The sequence below is a fragment of the Pseudomonas sp. P4_C8 genome, assembly GCF_056401975.1.
The window spans coordinates 31,015-54,148 of record NZ_JBFUIH010000029.1; the positions used below are offsets into that span (position 1 = coordinate 31,015).

Below are 23,134 nucleotides of genomic sequence, written 5' to 3' on the forward strand. Positions count from 1 at the left end.
CATCACGATGATTAACAACCGACCTCCCACACGGCAGATCGGCTATTTCACATGTCTCTCAAAACTCAATCCGCACATCCCCCTTCGGCACACTGCAGCAAGACAAAATAAACCCTTCCGCCTCGTCTTCCTCGGTGATCCCGCCGTTGTGTTCCATGTCGACTTCACCACCGAGCTTCATCACCTTGCATGTCCCGCAAATCCCCATCCCGCACGCCTTCGGAATCAACAGGCCCAACTTGGCCGCCGCAGCGTGAACGGTTTCCCCCGGTGCCACACGAATACTCTTGCCAGACGCCGTGAACTCCACCTGATGCAGATCCGCCGCATCGATTTCCGGGGCGTCGGCCGCTTGTTCAGCGTGTTCCACGGCATCGGCGCGCGCCTCTGGCGGGGTCGCGCCGAAGGATTCTTCGTGGTAACGCGACATGTCGAAGCCAGCGGCTTCCAGCAAGCGCTTGACCGCGCTCATATACGGCGTCGGGCCGCAGCAGAACACTTCGCGCTCAAGGAAGTCCGGCGCCATCAATTCAAGCATTCTGTGGTTCAGGTAACCGCGATAACCAGCCCAGGGCTCACCCATGCCATGCTTCTCGCAAATCAGGTGCAGGCTGAAGTTCTCGATCCGCGATGCCATGTGCTCCAGCTCGCGGTGGTAAATGATGTCTTTAGGCGAACGTGCGCTGTGGATAAACACCATGTCGACATTGCCGTTGGTGTCGTAGAACCAGCGCGCCATGGACATCACCGGGGTGATGCCGACACCGCCGCTGAGGTAGAGCACTTTCGGTGCGGTGAAGTCCATGGCGTTGAACAGCCCGACCGGCCCGTGCACCGCCAGCTCCTGGCCTTCGTGCAGGGTGTCGTGCAGCCAGTTGGAGACTTTGCCGCCCGGCACGCGCTTGATCGTCACCGAAAAGCTGTAAGGCACCGATGGCGAGCTGGAAATGGTGTAGGAGCGCATGATCGGCACCCCTTCGATTTCCAGCTCCAGGGTGACAAACTGCCCCGGTTTAAAGAAGAACAGGATCGGCTGGTCAGCCATAAAGCAGAAGGTGCGCACATCCCAGGTTTCCTGGATGACTTTGACGCAACGGACGATGTGTCGACCATTGGCCCAGGTCTGGGTCGTTACCGGATTCAGGAAGCTGTTGGACATGCTGTTCTCCACCGCCGATGCTCGGCCTTATGTTGGCGATTCTGCGTAACGTGCGAACCACCCATTTACCTATCTGCGACATTCACATACTTATCGCGACCAGCCAGCAGCTACCGGGGGTTGCGCGTCGGGAACAGAGTGGGCCATGTCGCTCGTGGATAAGGTTCTGGCCGGCGTCGGCCCCACACTCGCCCCATACCAAGACACATCCTTTACACCTTGCGTAGCAAACCTGATCAGCCACTTTCGCGGCCACGCAGATGGCCTTGAGGAAAAACACGATGGACGTCACCACTACCCTGAGCCTCGGCGATCCACTGGAACCCGCACGCAAGGCCACCGCGCAGATGCTGCAAGAGCGCGAGCGTACTTTCTCGCTGCCGCAGCCGTTTTACTCTGACGAGCGGCTGTTTGATATCGACATGCAGGAAATCTTCCAGAAAGAGTGGTTGATCGCCGGCATGACCTGCGAGATCCCGACCAAGGGCAACTACCTGACCCTGCAGGTCGGCAAGAACCCGATCATCGTGATTCGCGGCGCTGAAGGCGTGGTGCATGCGTTCCACAACGTCTGCCGCCACCGTGGTTCGCGTCTGTGCACCAGTGAAAAAGGCAAAGTCGCCAAACTGGTCTGCCACTACCACCAGTGGACGTATGAGCTGGACGGTCGCCTGCTGTTCGCCGGCACCGAAATGGGCGCCGACTTCGACATGAACCAGTACGGCCTCAAGCCGGTGAACGTGAAAACCGCTGGCGGCTACATTTTCATCAGCCTGTCGGAGAACCCGCCGGCCATTGATGACTTCCTGTCGACGCTGAACCATTACATGGAACCGTACGACATGGAGAACACCAAGGTGGCGATTACCACCACCTTGATGGAAAAGGCCAACTGGAAACTGGTGCTGGAAAACAATCGCGAGTGCTACCACTGCAACGCGTCGCACCCGGAACTGCTGAAAACCCTGCTGGAATGGGACGACGTCACCGACCCGCGTGCCGACCAGGCCTTCAAGGACCACGTCGCCGCCTCTGCCGCCGCCTGGGAAGCCGAAAAGATCCCTTACGCCCACGCCAGCTTCGGCCTGCGCAACCGCATCGTGCGCATGCCGCTGCTCAAAGGCACCGTGTCGATGACCATGGACGGCAAACAGGGCTGCGCCAAACTCATGGGCCGCATCAAAAACCCGGACCTGGGCTCGATGCGCATCCTGCACCTGCCGCACTCGTGGAACCACTGCATGGGCGATCACATCATCGTCTTCACCGTGTGGCCGATCAGTGCTCAGGAAACCATGGTCACCACCAAGTGGATCGTCCATAAAGACGCGGTCGAAGGTGTGGACTACGACGTTGAACACATGCGCAAGGTCTGGGACGCCACCAACGACCAGGACCGTCGCCTGGCCGAAGAGAACCAGCGCGGCATCAACTCCACCGCGTACCAGCCAGGGCCTTACTCCAAGACCTATGAGTTTGGCGTAGTGAACTTTGTGGACTGGTACAGCGAGCGTTTGCTGAACAACCTCGGGGCCGAGCCGGCGCCGTACCTCAAAGGGGTTCCTGTACAAGGTTAAGAGCAAAAGCTTCGCGAGCAAGCTTGCTCCTACAGGTCTGGGTCGTTCACAGAATGTGTATACACCTCAGATCCTTTGTAGGAGCAAGCTTGCTCGCGATAGCGCCATCCGCGTCACGCACCCCCTTCTGACTCACCGCAATCTTAGAACTGTACGAAATATGACCTATTCCGTTCAGCGCTATGCCGCCCGCACCTCCCAGCCTTCCACAAACAAGTTATCCACACCTCCACCCACAGCTATTGGGGACAAGTGTGGCTTTACCGAAAACTTTCTCCACAGAAACCGAAGAAAATCCGTGACTTATCCAGAAGCAGGGTTTTGAACAGCGGCTGGTTGTTTTTTGACCAAAACCTTACAGGGCACGTTCTACGTGGCTTGCAGAGGATGGCAAACACCTTATCCACAGAAGCGCCAACAGACTTTGGGGGCAACTTCCGTCCTTCTGTGGAAAACCGCTGAAAGCCGCGATAAATCGGGGGGTTGCGCGACGTTTACCGGTCCAGATCGACGATTTGATCGTTTTTCGATCAATCACCTGAAGTGCCCGGTTTATATGGCCTGTAGCGGTTAGCGAACATCTTATCCACAGAAGCGCCAACAGAGATTGGGGGCAAGTATTGGAGCACGGGAAACCTTATCCACCGCAAAAAGCCTGTAAAAACCGCCAGTTAGGCTGGTTACTTTTTGTACGAAGACTTGCATGGCTTGATTTGTATGGGGTGTAGCGAGGGACAAACACGTTATCCACAGAAGCGCTCACAGGGTTTGTGGGTAAATCAGATTTTATTCAGGCATAAGCGACCCGATTCAGTGTCCAGGTTCAATTCATAGTCATTGAATGCCCGCCACCCAAGCAGAATCGAAGGCACGTACTGCCCGTCCAACAACGACGGCGGGATGGTGAAGCCCGGGTAGTATTTGTAGGTCACTACCCTGATGTTCCCGGACAAATCCAACTCGCCCTTGAAGGTCTGGTGATGCGAGTGTTCGGCGACGTGAATGGGCGAGTCACCAGGCGAGGCCGATGTCAGGTAATCCACATTCCCGGTATCAAGAATCGCCAGCGTCGCCCGACGATCCAGCCGTGCGGAAATGGTCAGTCTTTGATTGATGTCCGCACGCGAATAGGTAATGGGCGAATCGCACCGCTTGGGAGGTTTCGCGTTGAGTTCGAGGGTCTTTTTCGTGAGCTTCAAACGTCCCAGCTTTCCGATCAGATCAAGCCCCAACAAGTTATCCCGGTCACTGACAAACACCAGGACATTCCTGAACTCGCTCCCGCCGATCTTCAAAGACTCGAAGATCCCGAGTTTTGCAGGCAGACCATGTTCCCCATAAAAGGTTCTGTAGCCGTAATGGGAGTCGGTTAATAACGTGATGCCCATCCGCTTCGCGGTTTCGTCGTTGACCCGGGTTTGCGGGGCGCCGGTATCCACGATAAAGCGTGTCGAGACACCATTGGCCGCTTTGACGTCGATGTAGGGCAGCACTTCGTCCGTGACGTAACCCTCACTGGGATGTGGATAAATCGTCAGCACCTCTTGTCGCCGGGAGCTGGTCACCGAAAAATCGCCGACCGCGCGCAGGGTGGCGATCGACAAGCGGCCGAACATGGAAAACAAGACGTTGAGCTCGGGGTCACTTGCGATGGCCTGAGCATGGCGGCGCTTGATCGCCAGGTAGTAATCAGGCAGCTGGTTGGCGGCTTTGGCTTCAAACATGCGGGCGAAAACGGTCACTGAGCAATCGAGGTGATTTGCGGCGTCCACGACCTTGTCGCATTGCTTGCGCAGTTGGGCCAAGGACGCTGTTTGCCCTGGCTCCGACTCTAGCCACGTGTAAAAGTCCTGATTGGACTCAGTGTTGGCAGCCGCCATCAACCCCGCAGGCACGCACATCACCGCACAGAGCAACCAGGTAGCACGCTTACGCAACGCCTTCATGTTCAACCCACGCATAAAAACGGGTTTTATGACTCAGCGCTGAACGTTTGAAAGCTCCGTGAACCGTGCTGCACCCTTAACCAGCGCACAGCAAAACTGTAGCTCACCGAGCGGCGGCGAGTGGCAGCCCTTAAGGCCGGTACATCAGATAGGCTTCCCCCGTGACCCGAATCATCGGGTGGGGCGTGATCTGGCAGGTGTCGACGATACGAAAGCCATGTCGCTCGTAAAACCGCCGGGCGCCGGTGTTGGCGGCATAGTCGATCAGGCTCAGGCCATTGAGCCCCAACTGGTTTGCCCGGTCGTAGGCGAATGCGAGGAATTGCTTGCCCAGGCCCTGGTTCCGCCAGCCCTCATGTAGCGCGAGGCTGGAGATATACAGGGTGTCGGGGATTTCCATCGTGGCATAGGGCGCCAACACAGGATCAGTCACCGGAGCCGCCAGCGGATCGTGGCGCATAACATAGCTGTGCATCATGCCGACGACTTCCCCGTTTGCCTCGGCGATCAGGCAATTTTGATAGGAAAAGTCCACATCGTCGCGGGCATAGCGGGTGGCGCCGACGTCCAGCAGATCCTGGCCGGGCTCTGCTATCTGGCTCCAGATATAATCCGAAGCGCCCTCTGAAGAAATCTGGAACAACCGCGCAATCTCCCGCGCATCGCAGCGCCGGGCCGAACGAAACTCAACAGCCATTTACTTCCCCCCAACGGACCGCTAGCGGACCACACCTTCTTCAATCAGCAATTTGAGAATGGCTTCAGCCCCCGCTTGCGCCGTCACGCCTTTAAGCACCTGCCCGCCGCCGCCACTGGCCTTGGCCGTGGCTGCTTTCATCCGGTCCGCGCCGCTCTTGGCCTTGATCACCTTGAGGCGTTTTGGCCGGGGTTTGGCCGGTTGCAACGTGGCGACCGCCAGCAGTTCATCGTCGATCACTTCGACTTCATCGGCTTGCAGCACGCCACGTCGAGCCGGACCGTAGGCGCTCTGCCGAGGCTTCGGCGCAGCGTTATCCACAGTGGCGAGAAACGGCAGGCGCACTTTCAATCGACGGCGCTGGCCACGGGGCAAAGCCTGAAGCACCAACGCAGAACTGCCATCGATGGACTCCACTTGAGCCAAACCGACCACCAATGGCCAGCCGAGGCTTTCCGCCAACAAAAACGGCAACATGCCCGAGCCTTCACCGGTTTCGGCCTGACTGCCGGTCAGCACGACTTGTGCCCCCGCATCGCGCAAATAGGCGGTCAACGCTGGCAGTGCATCGGCACCTGAAGGCTGCTCAAGCACATGCAATTGTTCCAGCCCCATGCCCAGGTAGGCGCGCAGTGCAGGTTCAGCGACATCGCCGGCATGCAGCACTTGCAGGTTATCCCCAGCCAGTTGCAAGCCCAGCTCCACCGCCCGCGCATCCTGCTCCGCGCGACGTGGCCGGCCGGAGGTCGGATGGGCGCCGATGGACACCAGGCTGATGATTTTCGTGCTCATAACCCTTTCCTTCCCTTAAGCCGCATCGCGCTTGGCGTCGTTGCGGTAAGCCTCTACCGCGTCGATCAAGGCTTGAAGAATCTCGGCGCTCTCGCCGATCACCGACAGGTCGGCCCGTTTGATCATGTCGCAGCCAGGATCGAGGTTGATTGCCACCACCTTGTCGCAGGCACCGATGCCTTGCAGGTGCTGGATCGCCCCGGAAATCCCCACGGCCACGTAAACCCGCGCGGTCACCCAGGTGCCGGATGCGCCAACCTGACGGTCACGGGCCATAAAGCCATCGTCCACCGCCACACGGGACGCGCCTTCGGTAGCGCCCAACGCCTCGGCCGTCCGGTGGAAAAGTCCCCAGTCCTTGACCCCATTGCCGCCAGAGAAGATGAACTCGGCTTCGGCCATCGGAATTGCCGCCGGGTCTACCGCCACCGCGCCCAGATCTTCGATGCGCGAGAGGCTGCGCACCACGGTTGTGGATAACTCCACCGCCAAGGCTTCGTGACGGGTTTCACTGACTGGTTCGGCGCATTCGGCAGCGGCCAGGATCAAGCGTGCCACCGGGCGCGCAAGGTCCTGCAAACCGGCACCGGCGCGGCCGATGCATTCCTGATCCTTGACCTGCCAGACCCGCGTGGCCGGGCGTTCACCCAGCGCAGCAGCAAAACGCCGACCGAGTTCACCACCGCCGCTGCGACTGTCCGGCAGTAACCAGTGACGCGGGCTGAACTGGTTATCCACAGCCCGCAGACCCTGGACACGTTGTTCCGGTGCATAACCGCTGAATTCGTCGCCCTCCAATACCAGCAAGCGGTCAACGCCTGCGGTGGCAAAGGCATTCTCTTTGTGCTCGCCAAAGACCACGGCCAATACCGCGCCGTCCTTGCCGGCCAATTGATGAGCCAGGCCGAGCAAGTCGCGGTCGTGGCTGCTCAAGCGGCCGCCGACCATGTCCGGCACCACGCTGATGTAAAACGCCGGTGCAGGCACTTGATGCAGCGGCAATTGCACTTCAACAGCGGCAGTGCGTTTAGTCGCCCCGCCCTGCTGAGCGCCGCTGCGGTCAATGCGCTTGATGCCGTTGGGGCCGATAAAACCGATGCCATGCAGATTCTTGCGGATGACGCCGTTCGGCCCCATCCAGCTGTGTTGCGCCGGTTGCATGGCCGCGTGCAGCGGGTGCAGGCGGTTGCGGGCAATCCATTCGGCGCGGGGGTCGCGGCGGATAATATCGCTCATCAGTGGGCCTCCGCGGGTTCACGTTGGGCCGGTGCAGCCGGTTTGCTCGGTGCGGCATCTTCGAGCAATGCATCGGCGACCAGTTCGGCGATGTCCTTGATCAGCGGACGCGGTTCGACCACGCCTTCAAGCATCGCGGTGCATTGCGGACAACCCACGGCCACCAGTTCGGCGCCGGTTTCGCGGATGTCTTCCATGCGCATGTCAGGGATCCGTTGCTTGCCCGGAATGTCGGTGATCGGCGCACCGCCACCACCGCCGCAGCAGCGCGAGCGGAATCCGGAGCGTTGCATCTCTTTCACTTCAATCCCAAGGGCGCGCAGCACTTCGCGCGGCGCCTCGTATTCACCGTTGTAGCGACCGAGGTAGCACGGGTCGTGATAGGTCACGCTGCTGCCTTTGTGTTGACCGAGGTTCAGGGCGCCAGCGTCGATGATTTCCGCCATGTAGGTGCTGTGGTGCTGCACGAGGTAGTTGCCGTCGAAGGCGCCGTACTCGTTTTTCAGCACGTGGAAGCTGTGCGGGTCGCAGGTGACGATGCGGTTGAAGCTGTACTTGGCCAGGGTCTGGATATTGCGCTTGGCCAACAGCTGGAACGTTGCTTCGTCGCCCAGGCGTCGGGCCACGTCACCGCTGTCGCGCTCTTCCAGACCGAGTACCGCGAAGTCGACCTTGGCCGCTTTCAGCACTTTGACGAAGGCACGCAGGGTGCGCTGGTTGCGCATGTCGAAAGCACCGTCGCCGACCCAGAACAGCACGTCGACGGATTTCTTCTCGCTCATCAGCGTGAGGTTCAGGTCCGCCGCCCAGTTCATCCGCCCGCCCGGTGCAAAGCCGCCAGGGTTGTCGGTGGCAATCAGGTTTTCGAGGACTTCGGCGCCTTTGTTTGGCGTGGCACCTTTTTCCAGGGTCAGATGGCGGCGCATGTCGACGATGGCGTCGACGTGCTCGATCATCATCGGGCATTCCTCGACGCAGGCGCGGCAAGTGGTGCAGGACCACAGGGTTTCAGCGTCCACCAGACCGTTGACGATCGGTTGATGCGGGTTGCCTGCGTGTTCACCGATGGCTTTGCCTGGATACGGGCTACCGGCGAACTTGGCATCGGTGCCACCAGCCAGACCGACCACCATGTCCTGAATCAGTTTTTTCGGGTTCAGCGGCTGGCCGGCGGCGTAGGCCGGGCACGCGGCTTCGCATTTACCGCACTGCACACAGGCGTCGAAGCCGAGCAGTTGGTTCCAGGTGAAATCCTTGGGTTTTTCCACGCCCAGCGGCGCGGTCGGGTCGTTGAGGTCCAGCGGCTTCAAACCGGTGGAACGGCCGCCATTAAAACGCTCGGCGCGACGGTGCCAGGCCAGGTGCAGCGCACCGGCGAAGGCGTGCTTCATCGGCCCGCCCCAGGTCATGCCGAAGAACAGTTCCGAAACGCCCCACAACACGCCGACGCCAAGGATCGCAGCTACCAGCCAACCACCGAAGTTTTCCGGAAGGATGCCGGCGACCGGCAGGGTCAACAGGAAGAACGATGCCGAGAACGCCAACAGGCTTTTCGGCAGGCGCATCCACGGGCCTTTGGACAAACGGGCCGGAGGGTTGCGCCGACGCAGGTAGACGAAGATCGCACCGACGAACATCACTGCCGTCATCAACAGCAATGCATAACCAAGGATGCGGTTATGCAGGCCGAAACCGTGAACCAGAATCGCCAGCACGATGGACGCCACCGCACCACCGGCCGTGGCGACGTGGGTGTTGGCGATATATTTGTCCCGCGCGACGACATGGTGCAAATCGACCATGTAGCGCTTGGGCATGGCGAACAGGCCGCCGATCAGGTCGACTTTCGAAGCCCGGCCCCGGCGCCACATAGCCACCCGCCGCAATGCGCCGAGGACAGCAAGGCCCAGGGCAGCGAACAACAGGATTGGAAGAAGGGTGTTCAACATGGTGGAGCTCCCAAAGACCGCAGGGTCTTGCAGGCCAAACTACCTGGATGCCTTGCCCGAATCCCTGTAGGAGCAGAGCTTGCTCGCGATGGCGGTATTTCTACCGCCAAAGATGCATCGGAAGTTCCAACGCTATCGCGGGCAAGCCTTGCTCCTACAGGTTATCCACAAGCTCTTAGAAATCCTTGCACAACCGCAGGGCGTCATAGATCGCCGCGTGGGTGTTGCGCTGCGCCACGCAGTCGCCGATGCGGAACAGCAAGTAGCCGTCGCCCGCCTGGCTCAGTGAAGGTTGCGGCTTGATCGCGAACAGGGCTTCGATGTCCATCTGGCCTTTGTTGCGCGAGCCTTCCTTCAGGGCGTAGTAGATTTCTTCGTCCGGACGCACGCCGTTTTCGACGACGACCTGGTCCACCACCCGCTCCTCTTTGGCGCCGGTGTATTCGTTTTCCAGCACCGCCACCAGCTTGTCGCCTTCGCGGTAGACCTTCTCCAGCATCATGTCCCCGGTCATGATCACTTCTTTCGGGTACATGCTGCGGTAGTACGTCGGGAACGACGTGCCGCCAATCGCCACGCCCGGCTTGATGTCGTCAGTGACGATCTCGACCTGGCTGCCTTTGTCGGCGAGGAAGTCGGCGGTCGACATCCCGGTGAACTCGCAAATGGTGTCGTAGACCAGCACGTTCTTGCCCGGCGCAACCTTGCCGTCGAGGATGTCCCAGCTGCTGACTACCAGGCCTTCAGCCGCGCCCCAGTGTTCGTTCTGCTCCAGGAACGGATGACCGCCAACGGCGAGCACCACCACATCCGGACGCAGATCGAGAATGGTCGCTGCATCGGCTGCCACGCCCAGGCGCAGGTCGACTTTCAAACGCGCCAGTTCCAGCTGGAACCAACGGGTGATACCGGCGATCTGGTCCCGTTGCGGGGCTTTCGAAGCGGTGGTGATCTGGCCGCCGATGAATTCTTTCTTCTCGAACAGGGTCACATCGTGGCCACGTTCGGCGGACACACGAGCCGCTTCCATCCCGGCAGGACCGGCACCGACCACCACAACCTTGCGCTTCACACCGGTCGATTTCTCGATGATGTGCGGCACGCCCATGTACTCACGGGAGGTCGCGGCGTTCTGGATGCACAGCACGTCCAGGCCTTGATACTGACGGTCGATGCAATAGTTGGCGCCGACGCATTGTTTGATCTGGTCGACCTGGCCCATTTTGATCTTGGCGATCAGGTGCGGGTCGGCGATGTGGGCGCGGGTCATGCCGACCATGTCCACATAGCCGCCTTCCAGAATACGGGTCGCCTGGTTCGGGTCCTTGATGTTCTGCGCATGCAGTACCGGGGCCTTGACCACTTCCTTGATACCGGCCGCCAAGTGCAAAAACGGCTCCGGTGGATAACTCATGTTCGGAATCACGTTGGCCAGGGTGTTGTGGGTGTCGCAACCCGAACCCACCACGCCGATGAAGTCGATCATGCCGGTGTCGTCGTAATACTTGGCGATCTGCTTCATGTCCTCGTGGGACAAGCCGTCCGGGTGGAATTCATCACCGCACAGACGGATGCCGACGCAGAAATCGGGGCCGACTTCCGCCCGCACAGCCTTGATCACTTCCAGGCCGAAACGCATGCGGTTCTCGAAGCTACCGCCCCATTCGTCGGTACGTTTGTTGACCCGTGGGCTCCAGAACTGGTCGATCATGTGCTGGTGCACCGCCGACAGTTCGACGCCGTCCAGGCCACCGGCCTTGGCGCGAGCTGCTGCGCTGGCGTAGTTGCCTATCACCCGCCAGATTTCTTCCGGCTCGATGGTTTTGCAGGTCGCGCGGTGCACCGGCTCGCGGATGCCCGACGGCGACAGCAGGGTTGGCCAGTGCTCGCCGTCCCAGCGGGAACGACGGCCCATGTGGGTAATCTGGATCATGATCTTGGCGCCATGCTTGTGCATGGCATCGGCCAGGTTCTGGAAGTGCGGAATGATCCGGTCGTCGGCCAGGTTGACCGACTTCCACCAGCCTTGCGGGCTGTCGATGGCCACGCTGGAAGAACCGCCGCAAATCGCCAGGCCGATCCCGCCCTTGGCTTTCTCTTCGTAATACTTGACGTACCGGTCGGTGGTCATGCCGCCATCGGTGGCATACACCTCGGCATGCGCGGTGCTGAGCACGCGGTTACGGATGGTCAGTTTGCCGATCTGGATCGGCTGAAACATTGCTTCGAAAGCCATGGCGGGTTCCTCGACTTACAACGGCTTGACGGTGAACAGGCCGTCGTCGTGGCCTTCTTCGGAGCCACCGTAGACTTGCTCGGCAACTGTACGGATCTTGCTGCCACGGGCTTGCAGAATCTGGTCCATGGCACCGGCAAACCAGCCGGTGAACATGTAGTCGACCTTGCGCCCGACCTTGCCGTACACGTAGACGAACGCCGAGTGTTCGAGCTTGACGCTGGCAGTGCCCTTGTCGAGGTCGATATCCTGGATCTTGAACAGACCCCAGCCACGTTGCGACAGGCGCTTCATGTAGTGCTCGAATACCGCAACGCCTTCCAGGCCGTGGCATTCAGCTTCTTTTTCACACCAGTGCCAGGCGGACTTGTAGCCGGCCTTGTAGAGGATTTCAGCGTAGGCTTCGGCGCCCAGCACTTCCTCGATGCCCATGTGGTTATTTACGAAGAAGTGACGTGGCACGTACAGCATTGGCAGGGCGTCGGAGGTCCAGACACCGGTTTCGCTGTCGACTTCGATTGGCAATTGCGGGGCGATTTTAGCCATGGGTAAAGCTCCAGAATTCAATGTGTTGAGGCGATAGCTAGCCGTAGCAGCTGTCGAGCCTGCGAGGCTGCGAGGCTGCGTTGGGCTGCGAAGCGGCCCCCGAGGGCGGTCCTTCGGACCGCAACGCAGCCTCGTGCCTCGGCAGCTGCTACAAAGATCGTTGTTTAAAAAGTGGCGTTATTCGCCCCAGACGTCCTTGAGGACGTTCACCCAGTTCTCGCCCATGATCTTGCGCACCACGCGCTCGGAATGGCCGCGCTTGAGCAAGGTTTCGGTCAGGTTCGGGAACTCGCCGACGGTGCGGATGCCCAGCGGGTTGATGATCTTGCCGAAGCTGGTGAGACGGCGGGCGTAGCCTTTGTCGTGGGTCAGGTATTCGAAGAAGTCCTGGCCATGGCCCTGGGTGAAGTCGGTGCCGATACCGATGGCGTCTTCGCCGACGATATTCATCACGTACTCGATGGCTTCGGCGTAATCGTCGATGGTCGAATCGATGCCCTTGGCGAGGAACGGCGCGAACATGGTCACGCCGACGAAACCGCCGTGATCGGCGATGAACTTCAGTTCTTCATCAGACTTGTTGCGCGGGTGAACTTTCAGACCCGATGGCAGGCAGTGGGAGTAGCACACCGGTTTCTTAGATTCGAGGATGACTTCTTCAGAAGTCTTGGAGCCCACATGAGACAGGTCGCACATGACGCCAACGCGGTTCATCTCGGCGACAATTTCACGACCGAAACCCGACAGGCCGCCATCGCGCTCGTAGCAGCCAGTGCCCACCAGGTTCTGGGTGTTGTAGCACATCTGCACAATGCCGACGCCGAGCTGCTTGAACACCTCGACGTAGCCAATCTGGTCTTCGAACGCGTGAGCATTCTGGAAGCCAAAAAGGATGCCGGTCTTGCCTTGCTCTTTGGCCTTGCGGATGTCGGCGGTGGTGCGCACCGGAATCACCAGGTCGCTGTTCTCGCGGATCAACTTCTGGCTCGCAGCAATGTTGTTGACGGTGGCCTGGAAGCCCTCCCACACCGACACGGTGCAGTTGGCCGCGGTCAGACCGCCCTTGCGCATGTCTTCGAACAGCTCACGGTTCCACTTGGCAATAATCAAACCGTCGATAACGATGCTGTCGGCGTGCAATTCGGCTGGGCTCATCAGGCTGTCCCCTATTAGTAATTCATGCGCCGAATCGTGTGCCGGCGCTTTGGGGCCAGCATATGCCTGAGGGAGGGGGCAGCCGGGTGCAAAAACGACAGGGGGTTTGCCGAAAGCGTCAATCTGCGACAAAGGGTCGCCAACGGACGTCATGGGCCACCTGTTCAAGGGCCTGCGCATGGGCCAGAATTCCCGGCATTACTGAATGCACTATTGGATTGGGGCGGCGGCGCAATGAAATCGATCTTCCTGGCTTTGGCACTGATAGCGACTGGCGTACACGCGGCTGAAGAGTCCGAAGACACCCCCTGCGACAAAGTCGAAAACGACATCCAGACCCTGGAATGCTCGGTCTACAGCAGAACCACCGCCGAAAACTTGCTCAAGGACAACTACCAGAGCCTGGCCGAGCGCATGCAAACAGCCTACGGCAAGAACCCGGCACAACTGGCCGACATCACCGCCAAACTCAAGACCGCCCAGCAGCAATGGCTGAAGACCCGGGATGCGGATTGCGCGGTCGAGGCGTTTCCGGCGACCAGCGGTAGCAAGGCGTTCACCATTGCGCAGAATGACTGCGTGGCGCGGATGAGTGATGAGCGGTCGGAGTTTTTGGAGTCGATTGGGCAGGAATAAACTTATAAGAATGGAGAATCATTTGATCCCACACGAAGTTGTCAGCCGCATTGTTGACGGCGCCCTACCCGTCAGGGCTTGGCGCGAACATCTGAACCTTACTCAGGATGAAGTTGCCAAACGCATGGGCATCTCCCAACCGGCCTTCGCCCAACAGGAGACGGTCGCCAAACCCCGCAAGGCAACTCGCGAGAAAATTGCCGCAGCTTTTGGCATCAATGCCGATCAACTTGAGCTGTAAGCTGCACGCCATCAGCCAGTTAAGGAATTCAAATGAAAGTCTGCGGCATCGAAATCAAAGGCAGCGAAGCAATCATCGCCGTGGCCTCCCTCGACGACCAAGTGCTGAGCCACGTTGCGCTGGCCACCAAGAAAATCGCCCTCGACGATGACGAGGACGCGGCGAACGTCAAAGTCTTTGCCGCTCAGGTCGCGTCGTTCGTGCGTGAGAACTCCATCGACCGGATCGCGATAAAGAAGCGCAGCAAGAAAGGCGAATTCGCGGGTGGGCCGACCACGTTCAAGATCGAAGGTGTTTTCCAGTTGCTGGAGAATTGCGAGGTGACGCTGCTGTCGCCGCAGACGATTAACGCACAGAACAAGAAGTTTGATTTTGAGCTGCCGGCGACGCTGAACAAGTATCAGCATGAAGCGTTTAAAGCGGCTTGCTCGGCGCTAATGAAGAAGTAGGAGCCACAGCAGATCAACACTGTGGGAGCGAGCCTGCTCGCGATAGCGGTGGATCAGTCGACATCAAGTTGTATGACAGACCGCCATCGCGAGCAGGCTCGCTCCCACAGGGGTCTATGGTGTTGTCGAAATCTGTGTTCAGACCAGCTCCCGCCCATCCCCCAGCCGTCGGCGGTCCTCGCGTGGACACCGCTCAAACTTCGCCCGATAGCTACGCGTGAAATACGACGGCGATTCAAACCCGCACGCAATACTCACCTCCAACACACTCATATCAGTCTGCCGCAACAACTGCCGCGCCTTTTCCAACCGTAAACGCAGGTAGAAATTGCTCGGTGTGTCATTCAGGTGCAGGCGAAACAATCGTTCCAGCTGCCGCCGCGTCACTTTGATCGATTCCGCCAGTTCCAGCGTGCTCAGCGGCGGTTCGCTGTGCTGTTCCATCTCGCCGATAACGTGGACAAGCTTCTTGTTGTTGATGCCATACCGCGTGGCGACTTCCATGCGCTGGTGGTCTTTGCGCGGACGGATACGGCCGAGTACGAATTGTTCGCTGACCTGGATCGCCAGTTCCGGGCCGTGGGCCTGGGCGATGAGGTCGAGCATCAGGTCGATGGAGGCGGTGCCGCCAGCCGAGGTGATGCGTCGGCGGTCGATCTCAAACAGCTCCTGGGTGACGCTGAGCTGTGGATAAGATTCCTTGAACGCGTCGATGGCTTCCCAGTGCAGGGTCAGGCGGTGGCCGTCGAGCAGGCCGGCCTCGGCGAGGATGAAGCTGCCGGTGTCGATAGCACCCAGGGTCACGCCTTCGTTGTCGAGGCGACGCAGCCAGTGCTCCAACGCCGGGGTGGCAAATTTCAGCGGCTCGAAACCCGCGACGACTAGCAGGATCGCACCTTTCTTCAACGGCTCCAGCGCCGCATCGGCGTTGACCGACATGCCGTTGCTGGCCAGCACCGCCCCGCCGTCAGCACTCAATACGTGCCAGCGATACAGCTCGCCGCGAAACCGATTGGCGACCCGCAGCGGCTCGATGGCCGAGATAAATCCAATGGCCGAGAAACCCGGCATCAACAAGAAGTAGAAATCCTGGGACATGGAGCGCACTCGATAGGCGGGTAACGTGAGGGCGGGTAGCGTGTGGACGTTGATACGCCACTTGCAAGCGGCATTCAAGAGGACAGGTCGCTGCAGTGCAAGAGCTGGTCGCCGTGGTGCGCTTTCATGGGGACTTAGCTGCGTAACTTGACATCACCGGCGCACAAAGACGACCGGACCCACAATAACGAACTGCCGAGGAACCTGAGATGAAACGACTGATCAGCAGCTGTGTTCTTGCACTCAGCGGTACCGCTTTGCTGAGCGCCAGTGTCATGGCCGCCGAACCCGCGTCATGCCAGAACGTGCGCATGGGCGTAGTGAACTGGACTGACGTAATCGCTACCAGCGCCATGACCCAGGTCCTGCTCGATGGCCTCGGCTACAACACCAAACAAACCAGCGCGTCCCAGCAAATCATCTTCGCCGGGATCCGCGACCAGCGCCTGGATCTGTTCCTGGGTTACTGGAACCCGCTGATGACCCAGACCATCACTCCGTTCGTCGATGGCAACCAGGTCAAAGTGCTGCAAGCCCCCAGCCTGAAAGACGCCCGCGCGACCCTCGCCGTACCGACCTACCTCGCCGACAAGGGCCTGAAAACCTTCGCCGACATCGCCAAGTTCGAGAAAGAGCTGGGCGGCAAGATTTACGGTATCGAGCCAGGCTCAGGCGCCAATACCCAAATCAAGGCGATGATCGCCAAGAACCAGTTCGGCCTCGGCAAGTTCCAACTGGTCGAGTCCAGCGAAGCCGGCATGCTCGCGGCGGTGGATCGCGCCGTGCGCCGCAATGAGGCCGTGGTGTTCTTTGGCTGGGCGCCGCACCCGATGAACGTCAACGTGAAGATGACCTACCTCACCGGCAGTGACGACGCCCTCGGCCCGAACGAAGGCATGGCCACAGTCTGGACCGTCACCGCACCGAAATACGCCGAGCAGTGCCCGAACATCGGTCGCTTGCTGAGCAACCTGACCTACACCGCCGAAGACGAGAGCCGGATGATGCAGCCGCTGCTGGATCACAAGGACGCCTTCGAATCGGCCAAGCAATGGCTGAAAGATCACCCGAAAGACCAGCAGCGCTGGCTCGAAGGTGTGACCACCTTCGATGGTAAACCCGCGGCTGAAAACCTGAAACTGACCAGTAAATAGACCCGAACCGAACCACCGACACGCAGCCCGACCGGGCTGCGAACGGGATTATTACGCCTAGCCTTTCTCCTAAAAAGCACTTGCCTGTAAGGAACCGCCCAATGAACCACGACGTCATCATCACCTGCGCACTCACCGGTGCTGGCGACACGACCAGCAAGAGTCCACACGTGCCGGTCACCCCGAAACAAATCGCCGCCGCCGCCGTGGAAGCCGCCAAGGCCGGCGCCACCGTGGTTCACTGCCACGTACGCAACCCCGAAACCGGCAAGTTCAGCCGCGACGTAGCGCTGTACCGTGAAGTGATGGAGCGCATCCGCGAGGCCGATGTCGACATCATCGTCAACCTCACCGCCGGGATGGGCGGCGATCTGGAAATCGGCGCCGGCGAGAACCCGATGGAGTTCGGCCCGAACACTGACCTGGTCGGCCCACTGACCCGTCTGGCCCACGTCGAAGAACTGCTGCCGGAAATCTGCACCCTCGATTGCGGCACCCTGAACTTCGGCGATGGCGACACCATTTACGTGTCCACCCCGGCGCAACTTCGAGCGGGCGCGAAGCGAATTCAAGAGCTGGGCGTGAAAGCCGAGCTGGAAATTTTCGACACCGGTCACCTGTGGTTCGCCAAACAGTTGATCAAGGAAGGCCTGCTCGACGACCCGCTGTTCCAGCTGTGCCTGGGCATCCCGTGGGGCGCGCCGGCCGACACCACCACCATGAAAGCCATGGTCGACAACCTGCCGGCCAACGCGGTGTGGGCGGGGTTCGGCATCGGTCGCATGCAAATGCCAATGGCCGCGCAAGCGGTGCTTCTCGGCGGCAACGTGCGGGTCGGTCTGGAGGACAACATCTGGCTGGACAAAGGTGTGCTGGCGACCAACGGCCAACTGGTCGAGCGTGCCAGCGAAATCCTCAGCCGCCTCGGCGCCCGGGTGCTGACCCCGGCTGAAGGTCGCAAAAAAATGGGCCTGACCAAGCGCGGTTAAACCGTTATCCCCAACCCCTGTAGGAGCCGGCTTGCCGGCGAAGAGGCCGGTACATCCGCCGCATTTTCTGCGGTGCTGAAATCGCCTTCGCCAGGCCGGCTCCTACAGGGGATCACCGAATACTTTCAGGATGTCGCCATGAGCTTTATCACCGAAATCAAAACCTTCGCAGCCCTGGGCAGCGGTGTCATCGGCAGCGGTTGGGTGTCCCGCGCCCTCGCTCACGGCCTCGACGTTGTGGCCTGGGACCCGGCACCCGGTGCCGAAGCTGCCCTGCGCAAACGTGTCGCCAATGCGTGGGGCGCATTGGAGAAACAAGGCTTGGCGCCTGGCGCCTCTCAGGATCGCCTGCGCTTTGTCGCGACGATTGAAGAGTGCGTACGCGATGCGGATTTTATTCAGGAAAGCGCCCCGGAACGCCTGGAGCTGAAACTGGAATTGCACAGCAAAATCAGCGCAGCGGCCAAGCCGAATGCGTTGATCGGTTCCAGCACCTCGGGCCTGTTGCCGAGCGAGTTCTACGAGAGTGCAACGCACCCGGAACGCTGCGTGGTCGGCCACCCGTTCAACCCGGTTTATTTGCTGCCGCTGGTGGAAGTGGTCGGCGGCAAAAACACCGCGCCTGAAGCCGTTCAAGCAGCAATGAAAGTGTATGAATCCTTGGGCATGCGTCCGCTGCATGTGCGCAAGGAAGTACCCGGCTTTATCGCCGACCGCTTGCTCGAAGCGCTGTGGCGCGAGGCGCTGCACCTGGTGAACGACGGTGTGGCGACCACCGGGGAAATCGACGATGCAATCCGCTTCGGCGCAGGCCTGCGCTGGTCGTTCATGGGCACGTTCTTGACGTACACCCTGGCCGGCGGTGATGCCGGGATGCGCCACTTCATGGCGCAGTTCGGGCCGGCCTTGCAGTTGCCGTGGACGTATCTGCCCGCGCCGGAGTTGACCGACAAATTGATTGATGATGTGGTGGATGGCACTACTGACCAGTTGGGCACGCACAGCATTTCGGCGCTGGAGCGCTATCGTGATGATTGCTTGCTGGCAGTGCTGGAGGCGGTGAAGACCACCAAAGAGAAGCATGGAATGGCCTTTGCCGACTAGCTGGCCCCCTGTAGGAGCTGGCTTGCCAGCGAAAGCGGTGTATCTCGGTGTATCTGTCACACCGCGCTGTCCCATTCGCCGGCAAGCCGGCTCCTACAGGCTCTCCTTACTACAGGACCTGATCGCATGCCCGCTCTTACGACCTACAGCACCAAAATCATCCCCGACTGGGTCGACTACAACGGCCACCTGCGCGACGCCTTCTATCTGCTGATTTTCAGCTACGCTACCGACGCGCTGATGGATCGCCTCGGCATGGACAGTAACAACCGCGAAGCCAGCGGCCACTCGCTGTTCACCCTCGAATTGCACCTCAATTACCTGCACGAAGTGAAGCTCGACGCCGATGTCGAAGTACATACGCAGATCATTGACCACGACAGCAAACGCCTGCACCTCTATCACAGCCTCCATCTGGTGGGCGATGACAAGGAACTGGCCGGCAACGAGCAAATGTTGCTTCACGTCGACCTCGCCGGGCCACGATCCGCACCGTTCAGCGAACTGTCGCTGAGTAAGCTGCAAGCCATCGTTGCCGAGCAAGCCGACCTGACCACCCCAGACTACATTGGCCGAGTGATCGCTTTACCCCCAAAAAAATAATAAGGAGATCGCCATTGAACACCGCCGCCGCTTTTGCCGACTTCCGTACCTATCCGTTGATCAGCGCGTTAACCGCCGTGCAAACCTTGGCGGACCGAATTCAAGTGAAATGGGCGGACGGTCGTGTCAGCCCCTTTCATCACCAGTGGTTGCGCGACAACTGCCCATGCCCGCAATGCGTCTATACCGTGACCCGCGAGCAAGTGCTGGAAATCGTCGATGTCGCCGAAACCCTGCTACCGACCGAGTCGAGCGTCGATGCCGAAGGTTGCCTGAGCATCGAGTGGGAAGATGGCCACCGCAGCCGCTTCGATCCGGGCTGGTTACGCGCCCATGCCTATGACGATGAATCCCGCGCCGAACGCGAGGCCGGCAAACCCAAAGCGCGGCTTTGGTGCAGCGATTTGCAGTTGCCGGTGTTCGATTACCAGGCGCTGATGAATGACAACGACGCCCTACTGCAATGGCTGCTGGCGGTGCGCGATGTCGGCCTGACCCAGGTTCGCGGCGTGCCTACTGAGCCGGGTTCGCTAAAGCTGATCGCCCAGCGGATTTCCTTCATCCGCGAGAGCAATTTCGGCGTGCTGTTCAACGTGCAATCCAAGGCCGATGCCGACAGCAATGCCTACACCGCTTTCAATTTGCCGTTACACAGCGATCTGCCAACCCGGGAGCTTCAACCGGGGCTGCAATTTCTGCATTGCCTGATCAATGACGCCGACGGTGGCGAGAGTATTTTCGTCGACGGTTTTGCCATCGCAGAAGCCTTGCGCAATGAAGATCCCGAGGCGTTCCAAAGCCTTTGCGAAATCCCTGTGGAGTTCCGCAACAAGGACCGTCACAGCGACTACCGCTGCCTGGCGCCGATCATTGCGCTGAATGCTTTGGGACAGGTGTCGGAAATCCGCATGGCGAATTTTCTGCGCGGGCCGTTTGATGCCTCCGTGGAGCAGATGCCCAGGCTGTATCACGCTTACCGACGTTTCATTGCAATGACCCGCGAAGCGCGGTTTCGGGTGATGATGCGGCTCAACCCTGGTGAGCTGTGGTGCTTCGACAATCGCCGCACCCTCCACGCCCGCAATGCGTTCGATCCCGCCAGTGGCGCCCGGCATTTTCAGGGGTGCTATGTGGATCGGGATGAGTTGTTGTCGCGCATCCTTGTATTGCAACGTTAGACCGCGTCATCGTTCTTCGCGAGCAGGCTCGCTCCCACAGTTGACCGAGTTCTCTCAGAGGAATGCGGTTGAGTGTAGGAGTGAGCCTGCTCGCGATGGCGTCAGCCCAGACAACACAACTTTCCCTGATTCACAGACAAAAAAAACCCCGATCAAGCCGTGACAAGATCGGAGCTGAGGAGGGTACTGTCGAGGAGCCGTTGCGCGAGGGTGACCAAACCTTCGTGTTGCCAGCTGAGTCCAGTGTGCCCACTCTCTTGATTCGTAAGATAGCCGAAAACGACCTGCTCATAGGTATTGCAGCCATTGCGACAAATCGCCCTTGCCGCCGCCGCATCCCCCTACGAGAATCGAGCCAAGACACCGTTCCCTGAAGAAGGATTGCGTCATGATGTACGCCGATTTGATCGACCAGGAAGACTTGTTGGGCCAGCTCAAGGCGTTGGGATTTGCAGTGCCCCCGGGCGCCACCGCTGAGCAGGCCTGCGAATGCGCGGTACGGGGCTTGAACAACGAACGGGCAATGGAACTGCGGACCATGGTCAAGCAGATGTACACCAGCAGCGCGACCATCCTGCCGGCGGTGCGTCAGGCCATCGACAAGCAATTGTTGCCGGCATTGGCGGAGTACCAGCAGAGCCCCCGAACCTGATAGAACCCATCGCGAGCAGGCTCGCTCCCACACTGGATCTCCATCACACCGAAGATCCCCTGTAGGAGCCGGGCTTGCCCGCGATGAAGTCGCCTCTGTTTAAAGCCTTACACTGGCGAAAGTCGACTCGTTCCGCGCCTGACTCAAAGCCGACAACGGCCCGGACAACGGCGACAGCACCAGTGCCTGCGGCAGCGGCATCATCGCCACCTGTTGCGTGGTGTTGGAACCTACGCGCTCGTCACGCGGTGGAATGCCGAAGTATTCGCGGTAGCACTTGGAGAAGTGCGGCGTGGAAACAAAGCCACACACCGACGCCACTTCGATGATCGACATCGGCGTTTGCTTGAGCAACTGCCGGGCGCGGATCAGGCGCAGTTTCAGGTAGTAACGCGACGGCGAGCAGTGCAGATACTTCTGGAACAGTCGCTCCAGCTGACGTCGCGACACAGCGACGTACACCGCCAGTTCATCGAGGTCGATCGGCTCTTCGAGGTTGGCTTCCATCAGCGCAACGATTTCCTGCAACTTCGGCTGATTGGTCCCGAGCATGTGCTTGAGCGGCACGCGCTGGTGATCTTGTTCGTTGCGGATACGTTCGTAGACAAACATTTCCGAGATTGCGGCGGACAGTTCACGGCCGTGATCGCGGCTGATCAGGTGCAGCATCATGTCCAGTGGCGCGGTGCCGCCGGAACTGGTGAAACGGTTACGGTCCAGGGTGAACAAGCGCGTGCTCATGACCACACGCGGGAAGGCTTCCTGCATCGAGGCCAGGCATTCCCAGTGCACGCTGCAATCAAAACCGTCCAGCAGGCCGGCGCAGGCCAGGGCCCAGCTGCCGGTGCAGACCGCGCCGAGACGACGTGACTGACGCGCCTGGCTTTGCAGCCATGACACGTGCTCACGAGTGACCGTGCGTTGGATACCGATACCGCCGCAGACAATGATGGTGTCCAGGGCGGGGGCTTTGTGCATGGAACAGTCGGGGGTGATCTGCAGGCCGTCACTGGCCCAGACCTGACCGCCATCGACTGTGATCGTGGTCCAGCGATACAGCTCACGGCCGGACAATTGGTTGGCCATGCGCAGGGGTTCGACTGCGGAGGCCAGAGAAATCAGCGTGAAATTGTCCAACAGCAGAAAGCCGATGGATTGAGGCGCACGGTTCTGGGGTTGGGCCCCGGAGTTGAACGTCGTCATCGCGGTATCTCCTCACACAAAGCGGGTGATGGCCTCAGGCGGAGGCTCTTTTTATTGCCATCGTTCTCGCGTGGGAGACGGGCTTTGTAATGACAGAGCAATTGCCATGCCTAAAATTGAATGCGCGTTCAATAACTCCTGAAAACGACGTCGGAATGTGTCTGGATATGACGCGCGTGGAGTAGGGGATAAAAGTGCCATCAGGCAGAGCAAGTGCCCTGTCCTGCTGGTGGTGAGCAAATCGGTAGCACTTGTGGGAACAGGGCTGTGAGGTGCCTGGAAAGAGTGTCACCGCAGGCACGGGTGACGGGTGGTCGAAGCTTAGTTGAATCCCTGATCTCGGGAAAGGCGCTTATCTGTAAGCGACGCGCCAAAAGGTGGCGCGTTTGGGATCAGGTGTTCACTTAGCGCGCAGTTTTGACTGGTCTGGCGCTATCGCGAGCAAGCTTTGCTCCTACAGAAGCCGGGCGTGCCGACTTTTGGTGATCGGCAACAAACCTGTAGGAGCAAAGCTTGCTCGCGATTGGATCAACT

General features: G+C 59.7%; 20 protein-coding genes and 1 pseudogene. 10 read left to right on the plus strand and 11 right to left on the minus strand.

Going from position 1 to position 23,134, the window contains the following annotated elements; genetic code table 11:
- Positions 1-58 precede the first annotated feature (58 nt).
- Positions 59-1,159 (minus strand): glycine-betaine demethylase subunit GbcB, encoded by a 1,101-nt coding sequence (gene gbcB / locus AC1DWM_RS18840; RefSeq protein WP_223515818.1) that lies wholly within the window; start codon positions 1,157-1,159, stop codon positions 59-61.
- 281 nt (positions 1,160-1,440) lie between these two features.
- Between gbcB and gbcA the strand changes: the two genes are divergently transcribed.
- Positions 1,441-2,736, plus strand: coding sequence for a glycine-betaine demethylase subunit GbcA (gbcA, locus tag AC1DWM_RS18845; RefSeq protein WP_223515821.1), 1,296 nt, complete (start codon positions 1,441-1,443; stop codon positions 2,734-2,736).
- Between the two features lie 779 nt (positions 2,737-3,515).
- Here the strand turns inward: gbcA and AC1DWM_RS18850 are convergent.
- The 8 genes from AC1DWM_RS18850 to AC1DWM_RS18885 form a co-directional block, all read right to left on the minus strand.
- Complete coding sequence (locus AC1DWM_RS18850; RefSeq protein WP_477795851.1) at positions 3,516-4,682, minus strand: retropepsin-like aspartic protease; 1,167 nt, start codon at positions 4,680-4,682, stop codon at positions 3,516-3,518.
- Between the two features lie 130 nt (positions 4,683-4,812).
- The gene (locus tag AC1DWM_RS18855; RefSeq protein ID WP_223515827.1) at positions 4,813-5,379 is read right to left on the minus strand and encodes a GNAT family N-acetyltransferase; all 567 of its coding nucleotides are present in this window, start codon (positions 5,377-5,379) and stop codon (positions 4,813-4,815) included.
- Positions 5,380-5,400: 21 nt separating this feature from the next.
- Positions 5,401-6,171: an electron transfer flavoprotein subunit beta gene (gene etfB / locus AC1DWM_RS18860; protein ID WP_149416464.1), complete on the minus strand. Its 771-nt coding sequence runs from the start codon at positions 6,169-6,171 to the stop codon at positions 5,401-5,403.
- 15 nt (positions 6,172-6,186) lie between these two features.
- Positions 6,187-7,407 (minus strand): electron transfer flavoprotein subunit alpha, encoded by a 1,221-nt coding sequence (gene etfA, locus AC1DWM_RS18865; RefSeq protein WP_477795852.1) that lies wholly within the window; start codon positions 7,405-7,407, stop codon positions 6,187-6,189.
- The gene (gene dgcB, locus AC1DWM_RS18870) at positions 7,407-9,356 is read right to left on the minus strand and encodes a dimethylglycine demethylation protein DgcB (protein WP_223515833.1); all 1,950 of its coding nucleotides are present in this window, start codon (positions 9,354-9,356) and stop codon (positions 7,407-7,409) included. Before dgcB ends, etfA begins: the two co-directional genes overlap by 1 nt.
- Positions 9,357-9,531: 175 nt before the next feature.
- Positions 9,532-11,592 (minus strand): dimethylglycine demethylation protein DgcA, encoded by a 2,061-nt coding sequence (gene dgcA, locus AC1DWM_RS18875; RefSeq protein ID WP_046052432.1) that lies wholly within the window; start codon positions 11,590-11,592, stop codon positions 9,532-9,534.
- A 15-nt stretch (positions 11,593-11,607) separates the two neighbouring features.
- Positions 11,608-12,138 (minus strand): DUF5943 domain-containing protein, encoded by a 531-nt coding sequence (locus AC1DWM_RS18880; RefSeq protein ID WP_007947752.1) that lies wholly within the window; start codon positions 12,136-12,138, stop codon positions 11,608-11,610.
- Between the two features lie 177 nt (positions 12,139-12,315).
- Entirely contained in the window at positions 12,316-13,293 is a 978-nt protein-coding gene (locus AC1DWM_RS18885; RefSeq protein ID WP_223515836.1) for a dipeptidase, read from the minus strand.
- A gap of 234 nt (positions 13,294-13,527) precedes the next feature.
- Here AC1DWM_RS18885 and AC1DWM_RS18890 point away from each other — a divergent pair, with 234 nt between their 5' ends.
- From AC1DWM_RS18890 to AC1DWM_RS18900, 3 genes and pseudogenes are all read left to right on the plus strand, one after another.
- Complete coding sequence (locus AC1DWM_RS18890; protein WP_223515839.1) at positions 13,528-13,929, plus strand: lysozyme inhibitor LprI family protein; 402 nt, start codon at positions 13,528-13,530, stop codon at positions 13,927-13,929.
- A gap of 7 nt (positions 13,930-13,936) precedes the next feature.
- Positions 13,937-14,170: pseudogene (locus AC1DWM_RS18895) on the plus strand (helix-turn-helix domain-containing protein); the annotation flags it as partial.
- Positions 14,171-14,202: 32 nt separating this feature from the next.
- On the plus strand, positions 14,203-14,619 hold the full coding sequence (locus AC1DWM_RS18900) for a DUF3010 family protein (RefSeq protein ID WP_223515841.1): 417 nt from the start codon (positions 14,203-14,205) through the stop codon (positions 14,617-14,619).
- A 138-nt stretch (positions 14,620-14,757) separates the two neighbouring features.
- On the opposite strand, the gene AC1DWM_RS18905 is transcribed toward AC1DWM_RS18900, so the two are convergent.
- Positions 14,758-15,717 (minus strand): GlxA family transcriptional regulator, encoded by a 960-nt coding sequence (locus tag AC1DWM_RS18905; RefSeq protein ID WP_477795853.1) that lies wholly within the window; start codon positions 15,715-15,717, stop codon positions 14,758-14,760.
- 209 nt (positions 15,718-15,926) lie between these two features.
- On the opposite strand from AC1DWM_RS18905, the gene choX reads away from it, so the two are divergent.
- From choX to AC1DWM_RS18935, 6 genes are all read left to right on the plus strand, one after another.
- On the plus strand, positions 15,927-16,871 hold the full coding sequence (choX, locus tag AC1DWM_RS18910) for a choline ABC transporter substrate-binding protein (RefSeq protein WP_477795854.1): 945 nt from the start codon (positions 15,927-15,929) through the stop codon (positions 16,869-16,871).
- 101 nt (positions 16,872-16,972) lie between these two features.
- Complete coding sequence (gene cdhC, locus AC1DWM_RS18915) at positions 16,973-17,860, plus strand: 3-dehydrocarnitine:acetyl-CoA trimethylamine transferase CdhC (RefSeq protein ID WP_223515850.1); 888 nt, start codon at positions 16,973-16,975, stop codon at positions 17,858-17,860.
- 138 nt (positions 17,861-17,998) lie between these two features.
- Positions 17,999-18,964, plus strand: coding sequence for an L-carnitine dehydrogenase (locus tag AC1DWM_RS18920; RefSeq protein ID WP_223515853.1), 966 nt, complete (start codon positions 17,999-18,001; stop codon positions 18,962-18,964).
- 126 nt (positions 18,965-19,090) lie between these two features.
- Positions 19,091-19,567, plus strand: coding sequence for a thioesterase family protein (locus tag AC1DWM_RS18925; RefSeq protein ID WP_477795855.1), 477 nt, complete (start codon positions 19,091-19,093; stop codon positions 19,565-19,567).
- Positions 19,568-19,581: 14 nt separating this feature from the next.
- Complete coding sequence (locus tag AC1DWM_RS18930) at positions 19,582-20,745, plus strand: gamma-butyrobetaine dioxygenase (RefSeq protein WP_477795856.1); 1,164 nt, start codon at positions 19,582-19,584, stop codon at positions 20,743-20,745.
- A gap of 388 nt (positions 20,746-21,133) precedes the next feature.
- Positions 21,134-21,397: a hypothetical protein gene (locus AC1DWM_RS18935; RefSeq protein ID WP_223515862.1), complete on the plus strand. Its 264-nt coding sequence runs from the start codon at positions 21,134-21,136 to the stop codon at positions 21,395-21,397.
- Between the two features lie 99 nt (positions 21,398-21,496).
- Here AC1DWM_RS18935 and gbdR read toward each other — a convergent pair whose 3' ends face one another.
- On the minus strand, positions 21,497-22,600 hold the full coding sequence (gene gbdR, locus AC1DWM_RS18940; protein WP_150780568.1) for a choline metabolism transcriptional regulator GbdR: 1,104 nt from the start codon (positions 22,598-22,600) through the stop codon (positions 21,497-21,499).
- Positions 22,601-23,134: the final 534 nt, after the last annotated feature.